This is a genomic window from Achromobacter sp. Marseille-Q4954 (assembly GCF_943737025.1).
Lineage (GTDB): Bacteria > Pseudomonadota > Gammaproteobacteria > Burkholderiales > Burkholderiaceae_B > Achromobacter > Achromobacter bronchisepticus_A.
Map to the genome: position 1 here is coordinate 516,920 of NZ_CALSFQ010000004.1, position 18,693 is coordinate 535,612.

The window sequence follows — 18,693 nt, forward strand, 5'->3', positions numbered from 1 at the left end:
CCCCAAAAACGCGCTGTAAAGCCTTTACTTCGTTACCGTGCCCGGCGCGGCGCCTGCCGTCGCTTCGGGCTTGTTCGACAAGCCCCAGACCCAGGCCGTCAGGATCTTGATCTGCTCCGGCGTCAGGATGTCGCCATGCGCCGGCATGCGGTTGTCGCGGCCATCCAGGATGGTCTTGACGATGGTGGCTTCCGAGCTGCCGTAGAGCCAGACATCATCCGTCAGGTTGGGCGCGCCCAGCGCCTGGTTGCCCTTGCCGTCGACGCCGTGACAGGCCACGCAGTAGTTGGCGAACTCGCGCTTGCCGCGGAACACGCGGACCGGATCTGCCGTGAGGCCCGACAGCGAACGCACGTACTGGGCGATGTCGGCCGCCGTCTTGGCGTCGATCGCGGCCTTCCAGGGCGGCATCACGCCCACGCGGCCCTGCGTGATGGTCTGCGTGATGGCTTCAGGCGAGCCGCCGTGCAGCCAGTCGCCGTCGGCCAGGTTGGGGAAGCTGGGGCCGCCCTTGGCGTCCGAGCCATGGCATTGCGCGCAGGTATTCAGGAACAGGCGCTGGCCGATTTCGCGGGCGCCCGGATCCTGGGCGATCTGCGGAATGTCCATGGTTTCGAAGCGCGCGTAGATCGGACGCACGGCTTCGGCCATCTTGGCCTGCTGCCTGGCCACTTCCTCGGTGCTGCTGTAGCCCAGTTGGCCCTTGTACTCACCCAGGCCCGGCATGAAGAACAGGTAGCCCAGCGCGAAGGCGCAGGCCAGCAGGTACATCCAGGTCCACCAGCCCGGCACCGGGTTGTTCAGCTCGGTCAGGTCGCCGTCCCAGACGTGGCCCGTGTCCTCGACCTTGCCGTTGGCCGGCTTGGTGCTGAGCCAGCGGCGCTGCGTGTACAGCAGCCACACGCACCAGACCACGCCGCCCACCGCGACGATCGAGATGAAATATCCCCAGAAGCCATTAACGAAATCGCTCATGACCGATTCGCTCCATCTTGTTGTCCCTGCCCAAACTCATCGGGCAGTGCGAACGGCAGCATGGCCGATTCGCGGTTGGCGCTCTGGCGGCCGCGCGAGCAGGCCCACCAGACGATGCCGAAGAAAGTTGCCATCGAAATGGCGGTGACGACTGCGCTCAGGTAGCCCAGCATGGTCAGCCTCCCGCGGCCGCGGGCGCGGCGGCTTGGGTCGCGGGCTGTGCCGCGGGTTGCGCGGCGGCCTTCTTGGCCTCTTCCGCCTTCCTGGCCTGCTCGGCCTTGCGCACGCCCACGCCCAACCCTTGCAGGTAGGCGACCAGCGCGTCTTCCTCGGTCTTGCCTTCGATGGCCTTGGGCGCCGCGGCGATTTCCTCGTCGGTGTAGGGCACGCCCAGCGTGCGCAGGGCGCGCATGCGGTCGCTCACGTTCTCGCCGGTGATGACCGTCTTTTCCAGCCAGGGATAGGCGGGCATGTTGGATTCCGGCACCACCTTGCGCGGGTCGCGCAGGTGGATGCGGTGCCAGTCATCCGAATAGCGTTCGCCCACGCGCGCCAGATCGGGACCGGTGCGCTTGGAGCCCCACAGGAAAGGATGGTCGAAGACCGATTCCGAGGCCACCGAGTACGGGCCGTAGCGCTGCACTTCGGCCGCCAGCACCCGCACCTGCTGCGAATGGCAGCCGACGCAGCCTTCGCGGATGTAGACGTCGCGGCCCATCAGGCGCAGCGGGCTGTAGGGTTCCACGCCCGCGATGGGCTGGGTCGTGCTGTGCTGGAAGAACAGCGGCACGATCTGGACCAGGCCCGCGAAGGACACCACCAGGATGCTGGCGATGATCATCCAGCCGATGTTCTTCTCGAGCGTCTGGTGGGAAAAGAAACCAGATTTATGGTTGGCCATGATGTCCTCGTCAAACGGTGGCCGGCGCGGCGGTCACGGGGACCGGCTGGCGAGCGGCATGGGGATCGTCTTGCGGAATCGCGGGATTGACCGGCTGCGCGCCGCGCACCGTCATCCACACGTTCCAGGCCATGACGAACACACCCGACAGGAACAAGGTGCCGCCCAGCAAACGGATCAGGTAGTACGGGACGCGCGTCTTCAGTTCCTCGACGAAGCTGTAGACCAGGGTGCCGTCGCTGGCGGTGTCGCGCCACATCAGGCCCTGCTGCACGCCGGCGATCCACATGGCGGCGATGTACAGCACCACGCCGATGGTCGCGATCCAGAAGTGCAGTTCGATGGCCTTGACGCTGTACATCTTCTCGCGGCCGTAGAGACGCGGGATCAGGTAGTAGAGCGAACCGAAGGAGATCATGGCGACCCAGCCCAGCGCGCCGGAGTGCACGTGGCCGATGGTCCAGTCCGTGTAGTGCGACAGCGCGTTGACCGTGCGGATCGACATCATCGAGCCTTCGAAGGTCGACATGCCGTAGAACGACAGGGCCGTCACCATGAACTTCAGGATCGGATCGGTGCGCAGTTTGTACCAGGCGCCCTGCAGCGTCATGATGCCGTTGATCATGCCGCCCCAGGACGGCGCCAGCAGGATCAGCGAGAAGGTCATGCCCAGCGACTGGGTCCAGTCGGGCAGCGAGGTGTACAGCAGGTGGTGCGGGCCCGCCCACATGTAGGTGAAGGCCAGCGCCCAGAAGTGGACGATGGACAGGCGGTAGGAATAGATGGGACGGCCGGCCTGCTTGGGCACGAAGTAATACATCATGCCCAGGAAGCTGGTGGTCAGGAAGAAGCCCACGGCGTTATGGCCGTACCACCACTGCACCATGGCGTCCTGCACGCCCGAGTAGGCGGAGTAGGACTTCCACATCGACACCGGCATTTCGATGTTATTGAAGATGTGCAGGATGGCGATGGTCAGGATGTACGAGCCGAAGAACCAGTTGGCCACGTAGATGTGCTTGGAACGGCGCTTGACGATGGTGCCGAAGAACACGATGGCGTAAGCCACCCAGACCAGGGTGATCAGGATGTCGATGGGCCATTCGAGTTCGGCGTATTCCTTGCTGCTGGTGAAACCCATGGGCAAGGTGATGGCGGCGGCGACGATGACGATCTGCCAGCCCCAGAACGTGAACGCGGCCAGCGGGCCGCAGAACAGGCGCGCCTGACAGGTGCGCTGGACCACGTAATACGACGTCGTAAACAACGCGCTGCCGCCGAACGCGAAAATCACCGCGTTGGTGTGCAGCGGGCGCAGGCGGCCATAGCTCAGCCATGCGGTGTCAAAGTTCAGCTGCGGCCAGATAAGCTGCGCAGCGAGAAAAACGCCCACAGCCATGCCGACGATGCCCCACACTACCGTCATGAGCGCGAATTGCCTCACGATCTTGTAGTTGAAGGTGTCGGCCTTGCTTGCGATTGCGGCGCAATCGTTCATCGCCCTTCCCCTAAAGTTACAGATAGCTCCAGACTGCAATGATGGGACTAGTCAAACAAGGCAGCGTTGATCTGGATCAAGCATCTGGTTACACGGTGGGGAACGCGGCGCCGGCGCAACGGGTCCAGGCGCGAAATCAAACGCGCCGCTCAGCCGCGGCTGGCGGGTCCGCTGTCGTCGTCGAGCAGGATGGCGCGGCCGGCGTCATCGGTGTCGTCGTACTGGCCGTTGAAAACGGCCCACCACAGCGACACCCCGATGGCCAGCACGAACAGCAGGGACAGGGGCAGAAGCAGATAGAGGATGGTCATTGCGCCGTTTCCAGCGCGGCGGCGGGCGCCGGCGCGCCAGCCCAGTCGCGGCGGCACAAGCGCCACGAGTTGTAGGCGACCGCCAACGAAGACACCAGCATGGTGATCGCGGCCAGCCACGGCGTCACCCAGCCAACCAGCGCCAGCGGGGTCATCAGCAGGTGCCAGACCACCGATCCGTACAGGTTCTGGCGAGCGCGGCGCCGCGCCTCGCCCAGCAACTCGTCCAGCGCCGCGTCGGACATATTGGGATGGGCGGCCAGCGCCGAATGGGCGGAGGCCATGGCGGTGGGCACCGCCATCGACATGGCGCAGGGACAGCTCATCACCAGCAACGCCACCATCACCGGAATGCTGTGCGCCGCATCGATGTAGGCCCAGGCGGCCGCGGCGGCCAGCGCCAACGCGACCTGGACCATGACGAAGCGCGAGGCCAGCCGGTCGGCGCGCGCGCCCAGCTCCAGGCGCTGCGCCTCCACGCGCTCGTGGCGCAAGCCGCCTGCCGCGCCGCCGAAGGACTGGCGGGCGCACAGCTCCAGATAGCGCGCGGTCAGCAGGAAGGCCACGAACATCGTGACCGAATCGAAGTAGACCTCGCCGCGCCCCGTGTAGGTGGCGTGGACGCTGGGAATGAAGGCGGCGACGATGCCCAGGGCCACCGGCACGTCCATGCCGGCGCGGCCATGGCGCAGGTTATCGCCCGCGTGGCGCCAGATCGGCCAGGCCGAATAGACCACCACGGGCACGGTCAGCGCGAAACTGGCCCAGTTCATCAGCACGATGGCCCAGTCCAGCGTTTCCAGCGCATCGGCCGGCATGCTTTCATGCCGCAGGTAGCCGGGCCAGGCGAACATCATCACCTGCATCATGGCCAGCCACGCCAGCGACAGGCGCACCAGCGCATGGCGGCGCTGCTGGCGGTCGGCGTCGGACAGGGCGGCCGGGACGGCGAAGATCGATTTTGCTCGCATGCGCCGATGTTACCCAGCGCGTTACAAAGCCGCCTTGATCTGGATCAAGGCGGGTCCGGCGGGTTTGCCCCGGCCACGCGGGCCGGACGCGATCCAGCTCAGGGGCGCTGGCGGCGCAGCACCTCGACCACCGCCCGCATCAGGCTGGCGAGATCGTCCTCGGCGATGGTCAGCGCCGGCGTCAGGTAGACCACATTGCCGAACGGCCGCACCCACACGCCGGCGTCGACCAGGCGCCGCTTCAGGCCCTCGCGGTCGGCGATGCCGTCCAGCTCGACCACGCCGATCGCGCCCAGCACTCGCACGTCGCGCACCCAGGGCAGCTCGCGGCACGGTTCCAGGCCCTCGGCCAGGCTCGCGGAGATCGATTGCGCCTGCGCCAGCCGCGGTTCGGTCTCGAAGAGATCCAGCGAGGCGTTGGCCGCGGCGCAGGCCAGCGCGTTGCCCATAAAGGTGGGGCCGTGCATCAGCGCGTGCGAGGGGTCATCGGACCAGAACGCCTCGAACACCCGGCTGCTGGCCACCGTGGCGGCCAGCGGCAAGGTGCCGCCGGTCAGCGCCTTGGACAAGGTCACGATGTCCGGGCGGATGCCGGCCTGCTCGAAGGCGAACATCGTGCCGGTGCGGCCGAAGCCGGTGAAGATCTCGTCGAAGATCAGCAGCAGGCCGTGGCGGTCGGCCAGGCGGCGCAGACGGCGCAGCACTTCCGGGTCGTGCAGCAGCATGCCGCCCGCGCCCTGCACCAGCGGCTCGACCAGGATGCCTGCCAGCCGGGAGGCATGGACTTCCAGGTGCGTCTCCAGCGCGGCCAGTTCGGCCTCGCTGCGCGGCAGGTCGACGATGTCGTGTTCGGCCAGCATGCCGCGGTACAGGCTGTGCATGCCCTCGTCCGGATCGCACACCGCCATGGTGCCGAAGGTGTCGCCGTGATAGCCGCCGCGGAACGCCAGGAAACGGCCGCGGCCGCGTTCTCCCTGGTTCAGCCAGAACTGCAGCGCCATCTTCATGGCGACTTCCACCGCCACCGAGCCGGAATCGGTGTAGAAGACGCGGTCCAGTCCCGGCCCCAGCATGCCGGCCAGGCGGCGCGCCAGGGTCAGGGCCGGTTCATGGGTCAGCCCGCCGAACATGACGTGCGGCATGGCGTCCAGCTGCGCGCGCACGGCCTGGGCGATATGCGGGTGGTTGTACCCATGGCAGGCCGTCCACCAGGACGCGACGCCATCGATCAGGCTGCGGCCGTCGGCCAGTTCAAGCCGGCTGCCATGGCTGCGCACCACGGGCAGCGGCGGCGTGGCCGTCTTCATTTGGGCATAGGGTAGCCAGATATGGGGCTGGCCCTGGGCCACCCAGTCGGGCGTGTGCATGATTCACCTCTCGATACCGGCGGCGCGCCCCGGGGGTCCGCCCGGCGCATCCGGCCGGAACGGGGGCCACGCCCGCCTCCACTACAATGGCCCGCATTCTACGGCCTGGCGCGGCCTCCCCCCTGCCCGGCCGCTGCAGGAAATATAGATGTCCAAGCTGGATCCGCTTTTCTCCTCCGAACTGACGCGCGCGCAAGCGCGCCGCGTGCGCCGCCGCCTGCGCACGGCCTCCGCCGCCGCTCCGGGACGCCTCGTCCTCGAGGGCGAGCCGGTCCTGAACTTCTCCAGCAACGATTACCTCGGCCTGTCGCGGCATCCGCTGCTGGTCGAGCGCTCGCGCGAATGGGCGGCCCGCCACGGCGCGGGCGCCCAGGCGTCGCGCCTGGTGACCGGCAATCTGGACCTGCACGAACAGGTGGAAGCCAAGCTGGCCCGGCTGAAAGGCACCGAGGCCGCGCTGCTGCTGGCCACGGGCTGGCAGGCCAACGCCGCCGTACTGCCCGCCCTGCTGCGCGCGGCCGCCAGCCAGGGCGAGGTCGAGCTGTATGCCGACAAGCTCAACCACGCCAGCCTGCACCATGGTTGCCAGGCGGCGGGCGTGAAGCAGATCCGCTTCCGGCACAACGACCTGGCTCATCTGGAAAGCCTGCTGGCCGCCAAGGCGGAGAGCGCGGCCGGCCAGCCCGTGTCGCGATTCATCGTCACCGAAAGCGTGTTCAGCATGGACGGCGACCGGACCGACGTGGAACGGCTGGCAACCCTGGCCGACCGTTACCGCGCCTTCGTCTACCTGGACGAAGCGCACGCCACCGGCGTGCTGGGTCCGCGCGGCATGGGGCTGGCAGGGCTGGCGCCCGGCCGCATCGACCTGGCCATGGGCACGTTCAGCAAGGCGCTGGGCGGATTCGGCGCCTACGTCGCCGGTTCGCGCGCGCTGTGCGACTACCTGATCAACGCCTGCTCGGGCTTCATCTACACCACGGCGCTGCCGCCCGCGGTGCTGGGCGCCATGGACGCGGCGCTGGACCTGGTGCCCACGCTGGACGCCGAACGCGCCCGCCTGGCGGCTGCGGGCGACAATCTGCGCGCCGCGCTGCGCGGCATGGGGCTGGACACGGGGGCTTCGTCCACCCAGATCGTGCCGGCCATCGTGGGCGACGAAGCCCGCGCCCTGGAACTGGCCTCGGGGCTGGAGCAGCGCGGCCTGCTGGCCGTGGCGATCCGCCCGCCCACCGTCCCCGCCGGCACCAGCCGCCTGCGCGTCACCCTGAGCGCGGCGCACCGCGATGTGGACGTGGCGCGCCTGATCGACGGTTTCGCCGCCGCGCTGGCGTGATGACCGCCGTCTCCATGCATGCCGGCATGCCCCGCCCCACCCTGCTGTTCGTACACGGCTGGGCCTTCGACGCTTCGGTCTGGGCGCCGCTGCGCGCGGCACTCGAAGACTGGCCACAAGCCGTCTTCGACGCGGGCTATTTCGGGCCGGCGCAGGAGCCGGTCTTGGCCGGCCCGGTGATCGCCATCGGCCATTCGCTGGGCCTGCTGCGCCTCTTGCGCGGACTGCCGCAAGACTGCCTCGGCCTGGTGTCGATCAACGGCTTCGCCCGCTTCGCGGCCGGCCCCGGCTTCGAGGCCGGCGTGGCGCCGCGCGTGCTGGAACGCATGTCCCGGCGCCTGTCCGCCGACCCCGCGGCGGTGCTGCGCGACTTCCGCCAGCGCTGCGGCGACGCGACCGATTTCGGCGACCCGCAACTTGCGCCGCTGACGCGCGACCTGGAGGTCCTGCGCGACGAAGACCGGCGCGAGGCCCTGGCGGCGCTGCCCGTGCCGCTGCTGGTCCTGGCTGGCGCCGACGACCCCATCGTGCCTCAGGCCATGACGCAGGCGGTCTTTGCCGACGGGGCCGACGCGGAGATCCATATGCGGACACGCGGCGGCCACCTGCTGCCAGTGTCGGACGCGCACTGGTGCGCGGAGCGCATCCGCGCCTTCATTGACGGCCTGGCGCGCGCCGCATGACGCAAGCCCTCCGCAACGCCGGCATCGGCGCGCGCTTTGGCGCCGCCGCACCCGCCTATGAAGACCACGCGTCCGTCCAGCGGCTGGCTGCCGAGCGGCTGGCCGGCGATATCGCCCTGCTGCCCCTGCCGCGCCGCCCCCGCATCCTGGAAATCGGTTGCGGCACCGGCCTGCTGACCCAGGCGCTGGCGCGCCGCATCGGTCCCGCCGACTGGACCGTCACCGACATCGCCCCCGGCATGCTCGCGGCCGCGCAGCGCGGCCCCTCACTGCCTGGCCGGGCCCGCTACCAATTGCTGGACGGCGAGCATCCCGCCGGACTCGAAGGCGGCTACGACCTGATCTGCTCCAGCCTGGCGGTGCAATGGTTCTCCGACCTGAACGCCGGGCTGGGCCGGCTGGCCGCGCTGCTCGCGCCGGGCGGCTGCCTGGCGGTGGCGACGCTGGCGGACGGCACCTTCCACGAGTGGCAGGCCGCGCATGCCGCGGCGGGGCTTGCCCCCGCCACGCCGCGCTATCCGGCCGCCGCCGCCATCCATCCGGACAGGGGCAATCTGGCGGGTGGCGTGCGCAGCGAACGGCTGATACAAAATCATCCTGACGGGCTGCATTTCCTGCGCGCCCTGAAAGGCATAGGCGCCACCACGCCCGCCCCCGGACGCGCACCACTGGGCGCAGCGCAACTGCGGCGGGTGCTGGCGGCGTTTGACGAACAAGGAGCCTGGGTGACCTATCACCTGGCCTACGGTATGTGGAAAAAATCAAACCAGTCCCCCGCCGGCGTCTTCGTGACCGGCACTGACACCGGCATCGGCAAGACCCTGGTGTCCGCGATCCTGGCGCGCGCCTGGAACGCCGACTATTGGAAGCCCGTGCAGACGGGCGTGGCCGAAGAACCCGGCGACACCGAAACCGTGGCGCAACTGGCCGGGCTGCCACCCGAACGCCTGCACCTGCCGGCCTACGTGCTGCAGGCGCCGCTGTCGCCCTGGGCCGCGGCCACGCTGGAAGACGCCATCGTCGACGCCACCAGCATCGTGCCGCCGGCCACGCAGGCGCCGCTGGTGGTGGAAGGCGCGGGCGGCCTCTACGTGCCGATCGACGACACCCACATGATGATCGACTTGATTGCGCGGCTGGACATGCCGGTGGTGCTGGCCGCCCGCAGCGGACTGGGCACCATCAACCACACCCTGCTCAGCCTTGAGGCCCTCAAGCGCCGCGGGATTCCGGTGCTGGGCGTGATCATGAGCGGACCGCTCTCGGCGGGCAACAAGGAAGCCATCGAACGCTTTGGCGACGTACGCGTGCTGGCCGAGATTCCACCCTTGGCCAAGGTCGACGCGCAAACCGTCCAGGCGCTGGCCAGCGCCATTCCTCCGCTGGCGGAATGCCTGGAGGCGCTGGGCGGCGCGCCCGCGGTCGCCAGTTGAGATCCCGGCCCGGCCGCGGATGGCGTGATTTCCGGGGCCGTAGCCGTTACGCATTCGTACAAAATAAATTCCGCTGACGGCCACCCGTCCCCCATGCGGATAGGCACCGCCTTACCCCTTCCCGAGTCTGAAGATGGCGGCAAAAGTCTCATGCAAAGCATGAGCTTCCCCAGCGAAGGCTTGCCTCTTCTACATCTTTCGGCCACATCCGGATTCTCAAACCGGCGCTGTCGCGGCAGCCGCTGCCGCAGGCCCGTGCGTTGTTGACTACTAACGCAACACAACGATAATTTTCGCCACATTGGCAGTTCGATTCGCAGGTAGCTGGACGTGCAGGATTTCGTTCCTGGGTTTCCTTATTTGCAGGAGAACTGGCATGGTCACCAGAAGGCTGAACATTCCTGTTTTGGCCCCCAATCCCAACCGCAATTTCTTCGACGGCACCCGCCCCGGCCATGCCGTGCTGCGCCCGGCCGATCTGCTGGCCTTGCGGCTGGAGCTGCGCAACCTGACGGTCACGCCGGGCCAGCCGCCCCGCCTGAAGAAAGCTGGCGACGGCGCCGCCACGCTCATCGTCCACTTCCCGCCGCAGTCGATCAGCGAAGAGACGTTCTTCGAACGTCCGCCTCCCGACGTCTTCAAGCAGCCGCCGCCCCGTCCCACGCCGGACAAGCCGGAACCCGCAGGCGGCGTGGAAGATCCCACCGGTCCGCCGGTGCGCGCGCGCATCGCGGGCGAGTCGCGGCTGGCCTTTGCCGTTCCCGACGGCTTCGACGTGCCCTACACGCTGGAAGGCGTGCTGGCCGCGATGGAGTCGCTGCCGTTGACCGTGGCCGCCAATGCGCGCCCGCCCGGGCCCAGCGCGCCGCGCCTGAACCTGCGCGATCTGTTCGACACCCGCATCGACAAACTTTCGCCGGTGCAACGCGCGGCGCTGTCGAGCTTCGCGTTGCGCAGCGCGCGCATCGCCACGCAGCAGAACGCGCCCGGGGCGCTGCTGCTGCGGCAGGCAGGCGGCGCGCCAGGCCTGCGCGCATTGCGCCTGGGCGGCGGCGCGCCGGTCCGTGAGGTTCAGCGCACCAGCGCCCTGATCGAAATCCTCAGGCGCGGCCCCAAGCCCGCGCTGCCCGCCGCGCAGCAGACGGCGATAGAACTGCCGTGGCGGCTGATCCTCAGCCCGCATGCGGACGAACGCTGGCGCCACGCCAAGGCGCCGGCGACTTCCGCCGCCACGCAGCACACCGAGCTCTGGCATACCCAGTTGCTGGCCGCGCAGCCGGAGAACAGCGCAACGGCGCCGCAGGCGGACGATCCCAAGCCCACCGTGCGCGCCGTCTGGGCGCTGGGTGGCGAAGGCACCACCAAGCCGATGCAGGCGGCGTTCCCGGTGCCGGCGACGACCTATCTGCCGCAGCCGAATACCTCGCCCTTCCGCATGCCGATGGACGATTTCGACCGCTTCCAGATCGCGCACCTGTCTTCCAACTTTTCCGTCGCCAACTACACGCCGCAGCCGGTGGACGCCAAGCTGCTGATGCTGTCCGCGCTGGGCGCCTGGCTGGACTCGCGCGGCAACTGGGACGCGCCCGGGCTGTCGCTGGAAGAATGGACGCATCGCGGCGCCATGGGCCGCGATCATTACGTCCGCGTGGTCTACAAGGGCCTGCTGTTTCCCTTCGGCCATCGCGCCTCGCTGGTGAAGGTCAGCGAACGCAAGTTCCATACGGGTGCCCCGGCCGGCAACACCGCCTACCTGCGCCAGCGCATGTTCCTCATCGTGCGCCAGCGCGAACGCCAGTACGCCGACCCGCTGCTGCAGGCGCGCGACGACTCGGGGAACATGATCTTCCTGCACCGCCAGATGCCGTTCTCCAGCGTGCGCATCCTGACCACCGTCACACCCAGCCTGGATGCGCCCACCTCCCCGGACAGCGACATCGACGGCCTGGGGCAGGTGCTGTTCTGGCCGTGCATAGACAAAATCCCCTTCCGCTTCGCGTGTTCGGCCACCGACATCGACGGCCGCATCGTGCAGTTCGACCTGCCCATGATCTTCATGGACGGCGGCCATGCCTGCCCGCGCAAGATCAGCGGCCAATGGCTGACGCCCGACTACGTGAACGCCGAGCTTTTCGCGAAGCAAACGCGCAAGGCCTGGCGCGACGCCGAATCCGGCCGCCGCACGGCGCAGTTCAAGCAGCAACGCGTCACGTTCGCCTCCCCGCTCAAGCCGGGCGATACCGCGGCGCAAGCGGAGACGATCGAGTTCGACGGCCTGGTCGATCCTGGCAACACCCAGCTGCGCGCCTATAGCGACTCGCTGAACGGCCCCTTGTTCTATCCCGGCGTCAAGCGCGCCGAGATCCGCATCGCCGCGCTGGCTGAACTGACCGGCAGCGACAGCAACAACGTGCTGAGCTGGAACGACCACTACCTGCGGTTCGGATTCGACTCCGGCAACGTCGGCCAGGTCTTCGGCAACATAGACGCCGAGCCCGGCTACCGCGGCGACGCGGTGCTGAACTTTTCCGCGCAAGGCGACCGCGCGGGCGGCTTCGTCCAGCCGAATCTGCGCCCCACGGCGCTGTCGCGCATGGCCGGTCCGGTCAGCGGCAAGGTGGCGGACTTCGTCGCCGGCAAGATGAACGGCCCGGACATCTTCCCCAAGGTCATGTCCCCGGACCTGCCCTTCCCGCTGCTGTTCGGCTGCATACCGCTGGGCGACGTGATTGAAGCGGTGTCCAACGCCGCCGGCACGCCGGAGCAGGTGCCGCGCTTCGTATCGGAAGCCTGTTCCCAGCTGGAAAGCCTGGTCAACGAGATGGGCCGGCTCTATGGCCTGGTGGCGGACCTGGCGCAGCAGCCGGGCCGCATCGCCGAGGCCGCGTTGCAGGTGCTGAACGACACGCTGGAGGATCTGCTCAGCCAGGCGCAGGCCTACGCGCAGAACCTGGTGCAGGACGCAAAGGCCCGCGTCAACGATCTGATCGCCGCACTGGCAGCCGTGCGCGCGCAGGTCGCGCTGCTGGCCGGACTGTCCTTCGACGCCGCGCCCGCGCTGCCGGGACTGCCCGCCGTGCTCACCGCCGCGCGCGATGCCTCCCGGGCGTTGAGCACGGCGGCGGACGCGCAAGTGAACGGCGCGCACTTGCCGGATGGCCTACGGCAATCGCTGCGCCAGACAGCCAACACCGCCCAGACGCTGCTGGATAGCGTCGGCGTCGTGCCGGCGCTGCTGGTGCAGGGCAAGGCGCTGTACGACGCGCTCGATGCGGTGGTGGGCCACCCCGACCAGCTGGACGAACTGTTTGCCGACGCCGCGACGCTCAGGACGCGCCTGCAGGCCATCACAAACGCGGTCGATCCTCTGTCCGCCACCATAGGCGGCGCGCGCCTGCTGGAAGGCGCGCCGCGCCAGATCGCGCAGACTGCGCTGCAGGCGGTCAAGCTGGCGGTGGACGCCGTGCTGGCCAGCGCGGAACTGCTGGAGCTGTTGACCGGCGATGAACTCACCATCCGCTTCGACTGGAACCCGGTGATCAAGAGCTGGTCGATCAAGCCGGGCGATCCGCCGCTGTTCCGCGTCAACGATGCGCGCGGCTTTCGCGTGGCGGTGGAGGCGCGCGTGCGCAAGAACGGGCAGAGCGCGCCCAAGATGTCGGTGGTCTGCTCTCTGAAGGACTTCGACCTGGTCCTGATCGCGCCTGCCAGCTTCATGGAGCTGAACTTCGAGAAGATCGAGTTCCGCATCGACACGGCCGCGAAGATGGACGTGGACGTGCTGCTGACCGACATCAAGTTCGTGGGCCCCTTGTCCTTCGTCGAAACGCTGCGCGACCTGATCCCGCTGGATGGATTCTCCGACCCGCCTTACCTGGATATCTCGGCCAAGGGCGTGGACGCAGGTTTCGACCTGGCGCTGCCAGCCGTCGCCATCGGCGTCTTCAACCTGTCCAACCTCAGCCTGGGCGCGGGCTTCACCGTGCCCTTCATCGGCCAACCGCTGGCCGTGCGCTTCAACTTCTGCACGCGCGAACAGCCCTTCAATCTGTCGGTGTGCATGTTCGGCGGCGGCGGCTTTTTCGGCATCACGCTGGATCCCAGCGGCATCCAGCTGATGGAAGCCGCCTTCGAGTTCGGCGCCAGCGTGTCGGTGAACCTGGGCGTGGCCTCCGGCGGCGTGCACGTCATGGCGGGCATTTATTTCCGCATGGAAAAGAACGCCTGCTCGCTGGCCGGCTACTTCCGCATGGGCGGCTGCGTCAGCGTGCTGGGCATCGTCAGCATTTCCATCGAGATCTACCTGGAACTGCGTTACGAGTTCGAAAGCGGCAAGTGCGCGGGGCGCGCCACCATCACCGTCGAGATCGAAGTCTTCATGTTCTCGATGAGCGTGTCGCTGTCGTGCGAACGCAAGTTCGCCGGGTCCAATGGCGACCCGGGTTTCCGCGACCTGATGGGGCCGCATCCCGACCTGCCGCTGGCGCAGGAGCTGGCGCAGATCGACGACGGCACCGAGTACGCCTGGCGCGAATACGCCGAAGCCTTTGCCTGAGGAACGTCCATGGCCAAGCAAACGATAGTCTGGACCGCGATCCCCAACGGCCGCGTACCCGCCGGCCCCGACGCCGGCCGGCTGCGCATCTCCATCGTGGCCTCGCCGCGCCTGACGCCGCAGGCCGTGAACGAGCAGCAGCTGCACGCGTTCGCCGACTGGGTCAACTGGCCGCGCACGCTGGAGCGGGTGCGCTTCGCGCTGAACACCGGCGCGGCGGAGATCGAGCTGGAGCCGCAGGCGCAAGCCGACGCGGCGCTGTGGGAACGGCTGCTGCCCAAGACCACGCCGGTCGCCGGTTTCGTGTTCCGCGACATGAGCAAAGTCAACCTGTTCTCGTACTCGGTGGCGGGCGTGCTGGGCCTGGCGCGCAAGCACTACGGCAGGCTGGCGGTGCAGGCCACCGGCACGCCGCCCACGCTGCTGCCCTGGCGCGACGCGCATCCGGGCCTGAAGGACATGCTGAGCGACTGCGGCACGCGCACGGCCTTCATCTCGCTGGGCGACCGGCGCGTCGAAATGCCGCTGCCCGGCTTCGACCGCTTCTTCGACGACGGCGGCGACGGCGCCGAGCGCGTGCTGCGCTCCCAGGTCTACGGCCCGCATAGCGTCTACGAAGGCCACGCCGCGGCGCCGGGCGTGAACGCCGAGGGCAATCCCCAGCCCGGGGCGAGCTTCCCGCTGCGCGCCCTGCCCACCCGCTGGAACGATGGCGGCCTCGCCGGCCCCGACCAGAACCTGATGAAGCTGTGGAACTCGCAGGCCGAGTACACCCTGTTCCAGGCCAACCGTTTCTACCGCCGCAACCCGCCCACGGCGCAACAACGCAGCATCCGCCGGCCTGACGGCGCAAACGTGCCCGCGCCGCCTGCGCAGCCGGAAATGGACTTCCACGCCATCGTGGCGTCCTACGGCGATTACCCTGCGCTGCTGCGCCAGCTCGGACTGGTCATCGACTGCCTGGTCCCGGCGGGTTCGGTCTTGGAACAGCAGTTGGCGGCGGCGCCCGCCGCGCAGGGCTATTTCTTCCTGACCCTGCGCTGGGAGGACGGCCACGACGCCGGTGATGACGCCTGCCCCGCCACCGCCTGGACGGGCGACGCGGAACGCTTCACCACGCGTCCCCGCAATCCCGCCGACCATGAACGCGGCATGCTGAAGCTGCGTCGCGCGGACGACAGCTGGAACCTGTACGAACCACGCACGCCGTTCGACGTCTACCAGGTCGACGCCGACGGCGCCGCGCTAAAAACCGTGGACTTCGTGCTCAGCGCCCAGAACCTGATCGCCAAGAGCCTGGCACTGGGCGCCGACGGCGCGGTGACCTACACCACCGGCGACAAACAAGGCGTGGCTGCGCTGCGCTCGGGCGGCCTGGGCGTGGCGCGGCGCGGCCGCGCCTGGGAGGTCGCGCAGAACGCCGCGGCCGCGGCCCTGAAGAACGCGGCGCTGTCGGGCGCGCCGGGCAGTATCGTGCTCTATGCCGAGGATCTGCTGCGCGGCTATCGCGTGGATGCGCAGCCGCAGGCGCCTGGCGATCCTCCGAAATGGCGCTCGTTGTGCCAGCGCGCCGGCACCTACCGCTGCACGGATGGCGGCGCGCCGTTGCAACTGCCTGACGACGAGGGCTATGTAAAAGGCGCCTCCACCAGCGGCGGCGAGGACCCGGAGGACCAATACCTGCATGAATCGCTGTTCCGCTGGACCGGCTGGAGCCTGGTGGCGCCGCGGCCCGGGCGCACGCTGCGTGACCGCGTCGATCCGGACAGCGGTGTGCAAGGCGAGGCGCCGGAAGACGTGCAGGACACGGCCGCGGAAAAAGGCAACGGCCTGGCGGTCAGCTTCGCGGCGGCCAAGGGCAGCCTGCCGCGCCTGCGCTTCGGCATGCCGTACCGCTTCCGCGCGCGCCTGGTGGACCTGGCCGGCAACAGCCTGGCGCATGACGATCCCTCGCTGGAGCGCGACGACAACGCCACCCAGCCCGTCGTCTACTGGCGCTTCGAGCCCGTGGACCCGCCGGCGCTGGTGCAACGCGCCCGTCTGAGTGAAGGCGAGTCGCTGGAGCGCTTGGTGATTCGAAGCAATACCGGCATGGACCCGGCCACCTACCTCGACAGCCCCGATTTCAAGGCTGCCCGCCTGGAGGACGCCTCCAAGGACTACACGTATACCGCCATCAATGAACGCCACGTGGTGCCGCCCAAGGCTTCGCAGCTGCAATGCGAAACGCACGGCCTGTTCGACGCCATGATGGGCAGCCCCGCCGGCATCAAGCAGGCCTACGAGATCGCAGCCCGCGACGCCGGTACGCTCTACGACGAGGGGCCGGGCACGGACATAGAACTGGTGACGCCGCAGGTGCTGAAAGCGGTCGCCACCACCGAACAGGTGCCGCCGAAAGAACCCTCGGCCGAGCATCCCACCGGCGAGCGCCTGGCCGCCGGGCAATATGTCATCCACCGCGAAGCCCAGGTGCTCACGCCTTATCTGCCGGACCCGGCCGCGGGCGGCATCGCGCTGCGCGCCCAGCCCGGCCATGCCCTGCCCGGCGTCACGGGACCGAAGGTGCTGGGACCCAGCGCGGTAATCGCGCTGACGCCCGCGCAAGAGCTTGTGCTGCTGGTGGCGCATGCATCCAAGTGGCCGGACACGCTGGGCTTGCGCATCGTGCTGGAAGAGCGCCGCGCCACCCTGACCGACCCGCCCTGCTCGGAGGACTTCCTGGACGACGGCCTCCCCAGCTGGGACGAAGCCAAGCGGGTCCTGACCTTCTACCTGCCCAAAGGGCGCATCGCCCGGCTGCGCTATTCCAGCTTCGTGAATCCCGGCCTGGCCAACACCTTCGGCATCCCCGCCTGGGCGAACAGCGAGGGCGAGCGCGGCACGCTGCGCCTGTCTTCCGTACTGGGCGGCTGCTGGATGGTCACGCCGTACCGCTCGCTGGTGCTGGTCCATGCGACGCAGCAACCAATCTGCGAGCCGCTGCTGCTGATGGCAGAGGAACCGCAACGCGGACCTGGCGATGCCCACGCGGACCTGTACGCCCGCGTACGGCTGCACGGCCCCACCACCGGCAAGGTCGAGATCGAGGCCGATTGGCACGAATGGGTGGACGACCTGCAGAAGCCGCGCCCGGAACGCCAGGCCGGCCATGGCGTGCTGGCCGAGGTTCCCTTGTCGGAAAACTACGCGAACCTCTTCACCCTGAGCAACGCGGTGAAGGAACAACTGAACGCGGACGGCAAGCTGCGCGCGCGCGGCGACCGCCATGAATTCGGCGACACCCGTTTCCGCCTCATCCGCTACCGTCTGCGCGCCGCCACGCGGTTCCGCGAATACCTGCCGCCCTCGCTGTACGCGCAGGCGGACAAGGTCACGCGGCTGGGGCCCGTTGCCGACGGCCCGCTGGTGGAAACGGGCGCGGACGATGACCCTGGCGCCCCGGTGCTCAGGCGCGACGGTACGGCGCAGAACACCATCGTGCGCGCCAGCGCACCGCCGGACGCCCCCGTCCTGACCTACGTGGTGCCGACCTTCCGCTGGGAGGAAACGGCGGGCGACGGCAAGCTGGACGTGACGCGGCTGGGCAACGGCCTGCGGGTCTGGCTGGAGCGGCCCTGGTTCTCCTCCGGCGACGGCGAGTTGCTGGGCGTGGTGATCGCGGGCGACGGCCAGAACTTCACCGACATCACCAACCCGCTGACGCCGCTGGTGACGCAATGGGGCCTGGATCCGCTGTGGGAAACGGCCCCGCCCAAGCACAAGGCGCGCGTGTCGGACTTCTCGGCGCGCGTCACCGACGAGCAGGTCTATCTGCAGGAAATCCCGGCCAAGCTGGTGCATGTGGTCGGACACCGCGTGCGCTGGAGCGAGGAACGCGCGCGCTGGTATTGCGACATCGAGCTCGACCCCGGCCGGACCTACATGCCCTTCGTGCGCCTGGCGCTGGCCCGCTATCAGCCCAACGCCATCGGTTCGGCCAAGTTGTCGCGGGTGGTGCAGGCCGAGTTCTCCCAGGTGCTGCCGCGCCGCCGCGCCGTGTTCGAGCAGAAACGCGGCCGGCTGACGTTCAGCCTGCGCGGCGTGGTGCCCAAGCACGGGCCGATGAAGTTCCCGCTGGACTCCGAGTACCTGAACATCTCCTTCATTCCCGGCATAGGCCAGACGGCCGAAAGCGGCCGCAACCGCGTCGAGCTGGTGCTGCAGACGCGCGACCCGGCGCTGGACAGCGACCTGGCCTGGAGCGATGCCGCCGTACTGGCCTCGGGCCTGCTGGATCCGTCAGGACCGGCGCCCCAGCCGCCAGGCCCGATACCTGGCCCCATACTCATAGACCGCATGCGCGAACTGCCCATCCTGGAAACCGCCACGCCCACGACGCTCGCCGATCTCTCGCGCCTGGGCAACGTGGTCGTCGGCCCGGTGGTGCGTTTTCCGCCAGTGCTGGAAGGCCCGCTGCTGGGCGAGCTGCTGGATCCGGTCATCTGGTCCGCCAGCGTCACGCTGCCCGACCGCGGCGGCAAGCCTGCGCGCATCGCGGTGCGCGAATACGAACGCTACTACACCGACAACGCCGTGCCCGAACGGCGCGCCGGCGCCACGCAGCAGCGCCGCGTGGTGGAGGAAAGGCTGGTGTACTCGGCGTTCTTCGGGCTCTGACGCC

12 protein-coding genes are annotated in these 18,693 nt (G+C 68.7%); 5 read left to right on the top strand and 7 right to left on the bottom strand.

What is annotated here, in order from left to right; all coding sequences use genetic code 11:
• Positions 1–24 precede the first annotated feature (24 nt).
• From ccoP to NGK62_RS30745, 7 genes are all read right to left on the bottom strand, one after another.
• Positions 25–975: a cytochrome-c oxidase, cbb3-type subunit III gene (gene ccoP / locus NGK62_RS30715; RefSeq protein WP_059372462.1), complete on the bottom strand. Its 951-nt coding sequence runs from the start codon at positions 973–975 to the stop codon at positions 25–27.
• Positions 972–1,148, bottom strand: a complete 177-nt coding sequence (locus NGK62_RS30720) for a cbb3-type cytochrome oxidase subunit 3 (RefSeq protein WP_054452859.1) — start codon at positions 1,146–1,148, stop codon at positions 972–974. Before NGK62_RS30720 ends, ccoP begins: the two co-directional genes overlap by 4 nt.
• Positions 1,149–1,150: 2 nt before the next feature.
• Complete coding sequence (gene ccoO / locus NGK62_RS30725; RefSeq protein WP_059372459.1) at positions 1,151–1,876, bottom strand: cytochrome-c oxidase, cbb3-type subunit II; 726 nt, start codon at positions 1,874–1,876, stop codon at positions 1,151–1,153.
• Between the two features lie 10 nt (positions 1,877–1,886).
• On the bottom strand, positions 1,887–3,374 hold the full coding sequence (gene ccoN / locus NGK62_RS30730; RefSeq protein WP_059372455.1) for a cytochrome-c oxidase, cbb3-type subunit I: 1,488 nt from the start codon (positions 3,372–3,374) through the stop codon (positions 1,887–1,889).
• A 149-nt stretch (positions 3,375–3,523) separates the two neighbouring features.
• Positions 3,524–3,685: a cbb3-type cytochrome oxidase assembly protein CcoS gene (ccoS, locus tag NGK62_RS30735; protein ID WP_042794347.1), complete on the bottom strand. Its 162-nt coding sequence runs from the start codon at positions 3,683–3,685 to the stop codon at positions 3,524–3,526.
• Entirely contained in the window at positions 3,682–4,656 is a 975-nt protein-coding gene (locus tag NGK62_RS30740; RefSeq protein WP_059372454.1) for a P-type ATPase actuator domain-containing protein, read from the bottom strand. The genes ccoS and NGK62_RS30740 overlap by 4 nt, the downstream gene beginning before the upstream one ends.
• Positions 4,657–4,754: 98 nt before the next feature.
• Positions 4,755–6,023: an adenosylmethionine--8-amino-7-oxononanoate transaminase gene (locus NGK62_RS30745; protein ID WP_251881880.1), complete on the bottom strand. Its 1,269-nt coding sequence runs from the start codon at positions 6,021–6,023 to the stop codon at positions 4,755–4,757.
• A gap of 148 nt (positions 6,024–6,171) precedes the next feature.
• Here NGK62_RS30745 and NGK62_RS30750 point away from each other — a divergent pair, with 148 nt between their 5' ends.
• The 5 genes from NGK62_RS30750 (at position 6,172) to NGK62_RS30770 (ending at position 18,689) form a co-directional block, all read left to right on the top strand.
• Entirely contained in the window at positions 6,172–7,359 is a 1,188-nt protein-coding gene (locus NGK62_RS30750; RefSeq protein WP_251881882.1) for an aminotransferase class I/II-fold pyridoxal phosphate-dependent enzyme, read from the top strand.
• Positions 7,360–7,385: 26 nt separating this feature from the next.
• Positions 7,386–8,042 carry an alpha/beta fold hydrolase gene (locus NGK62_RS30755; protein WP_251881884.1) on the top strand — a complete coding sequence of 219 codons (657 nt, stop codon included), beginning with the start codon at positions 7,386–7,388 and terminating at the stop codon, positions 8,040–8,042.
• A complete protein-coding gene (bioD, locus tag NGK62_RS30760; protein WP_251881886.1) occupies positions 8,039–9,475 on the top strand; it encodes a dethiobiotin synthase in 1,437 nt (478 codons plus the stop codon). The genes NGK62_RS30755 and bioD overlap by 4 nt, the downstream gene beginning before the upstream one ends.
• Positions 9,476–9,851: 376 nt before the next feature.
• Positions 9,852–14,030, top strand: a complete 4,179-nt coding sequence (locus tag NGK62_RS30765) for a TolC family protein (RefSeq protein ID WP_251881888.1) — start codon at positions 9,852–9,854, stop codon at positions 14,028–14,030.
• A 9-nt stretch (positions 14,031–14,039) separates the two neighbouring features.
• Complete coding sequence (locus NGK62_RS30770; RefSeq protein WP_251881889.1) at positions 14,040–18,689, top strand: hypothetical protein; 4,650 nt, start codon at positions 14,040–14,042, stop codon at positions 18,687–18,689.
• The last annotated feature ends 4 nt before the right edge of the window (positions 18,690–18,693 follow it).

Bases quoted from the DNA above. Each gene is read 5' to 3' on its own strand.
- NGK62_RS30755 (WP_251881884.1), top strand. From the start codon at position 7,386: ATGCCCCGCCCCACCCTGCTGTTCGTACACGGCTGGGCCTTCGACGCT.
- NGK62_RS30770 (WP_251881889.1), top strand. From the start codon at position 14,040: ATGGCCAAGCAAACGATAGTCTGGACCGCGATCCCCAACGGCCGCGTA.
- ccoN (WP_059372455.1), bottom strand. From the start codon at position 3,374: ATGAACGATTGCGCCGCAATCGCAAGCAAGGCCGACACCTTCAACTAC.
- NGK62_RS30750 (WP_251881882.1), top strand. From the start codon at position 6,172: ATGTCCAAGCTGGATCCGCTTTTCTCCTCCGAACTGACGCGCGCGCAA.
- NGK62_RS30765 (WP_251881888.1), top strand. From the start codon at position 9,852: ATGGTCACCAGAAGGCTGAACATTCCTGTTTTGGCCCCCAATCCCAAC.
- bioD (WP_251881886.1), top strand. From the start codon at position 8,039: ATGACGCAAGCCCTCCGCAACGCCGGCATCGGCGCGCGCTTTGGCGCC.
- ccoS (WP_042794347.1), bottom strand. From the start codon at position 3,685: ATGACCATCCTCTATCTGCTTCTGCCCCTGTCCCTGCTGTTCGTGCTG.
- ccoO (WP_059372459.1), bottom strand. From the start codon at position 1,876: ATGGCCAACCATAAATCTGGTTTCTTTTCCCACCAGACGCTCGAGAAG.
- NGK62_RS30720 (WP_054452859.1), bottom strand. From the start codon at position 1,148: ATGCTGGGCTACCTGAGCGCAGTCGTCACCGCCATTTCGATGGCAACT.
- NGK62_RS30740 (WP_059372454.1), bottom strand. From the start codon at position 4,656: ATGCGAGCAAAATCGATCTTCGCCGTCCCGGCCGCCCTGTCCGACGCC.
- ccoP (WP_059372462.1), bottom strand. From the start codon at position 975: ATGAGCGATTTCGTTAATGGCTTCTGGGGATATTTCATCTCGATCGTC.
- NGK62_RS30745 (WP_251881880.1), bottom strand. From the start codon at position 6,023: ATGCACACGCCCGACTGGGTGGCCCAGGGCCAGCCCCATATCTGGCTA.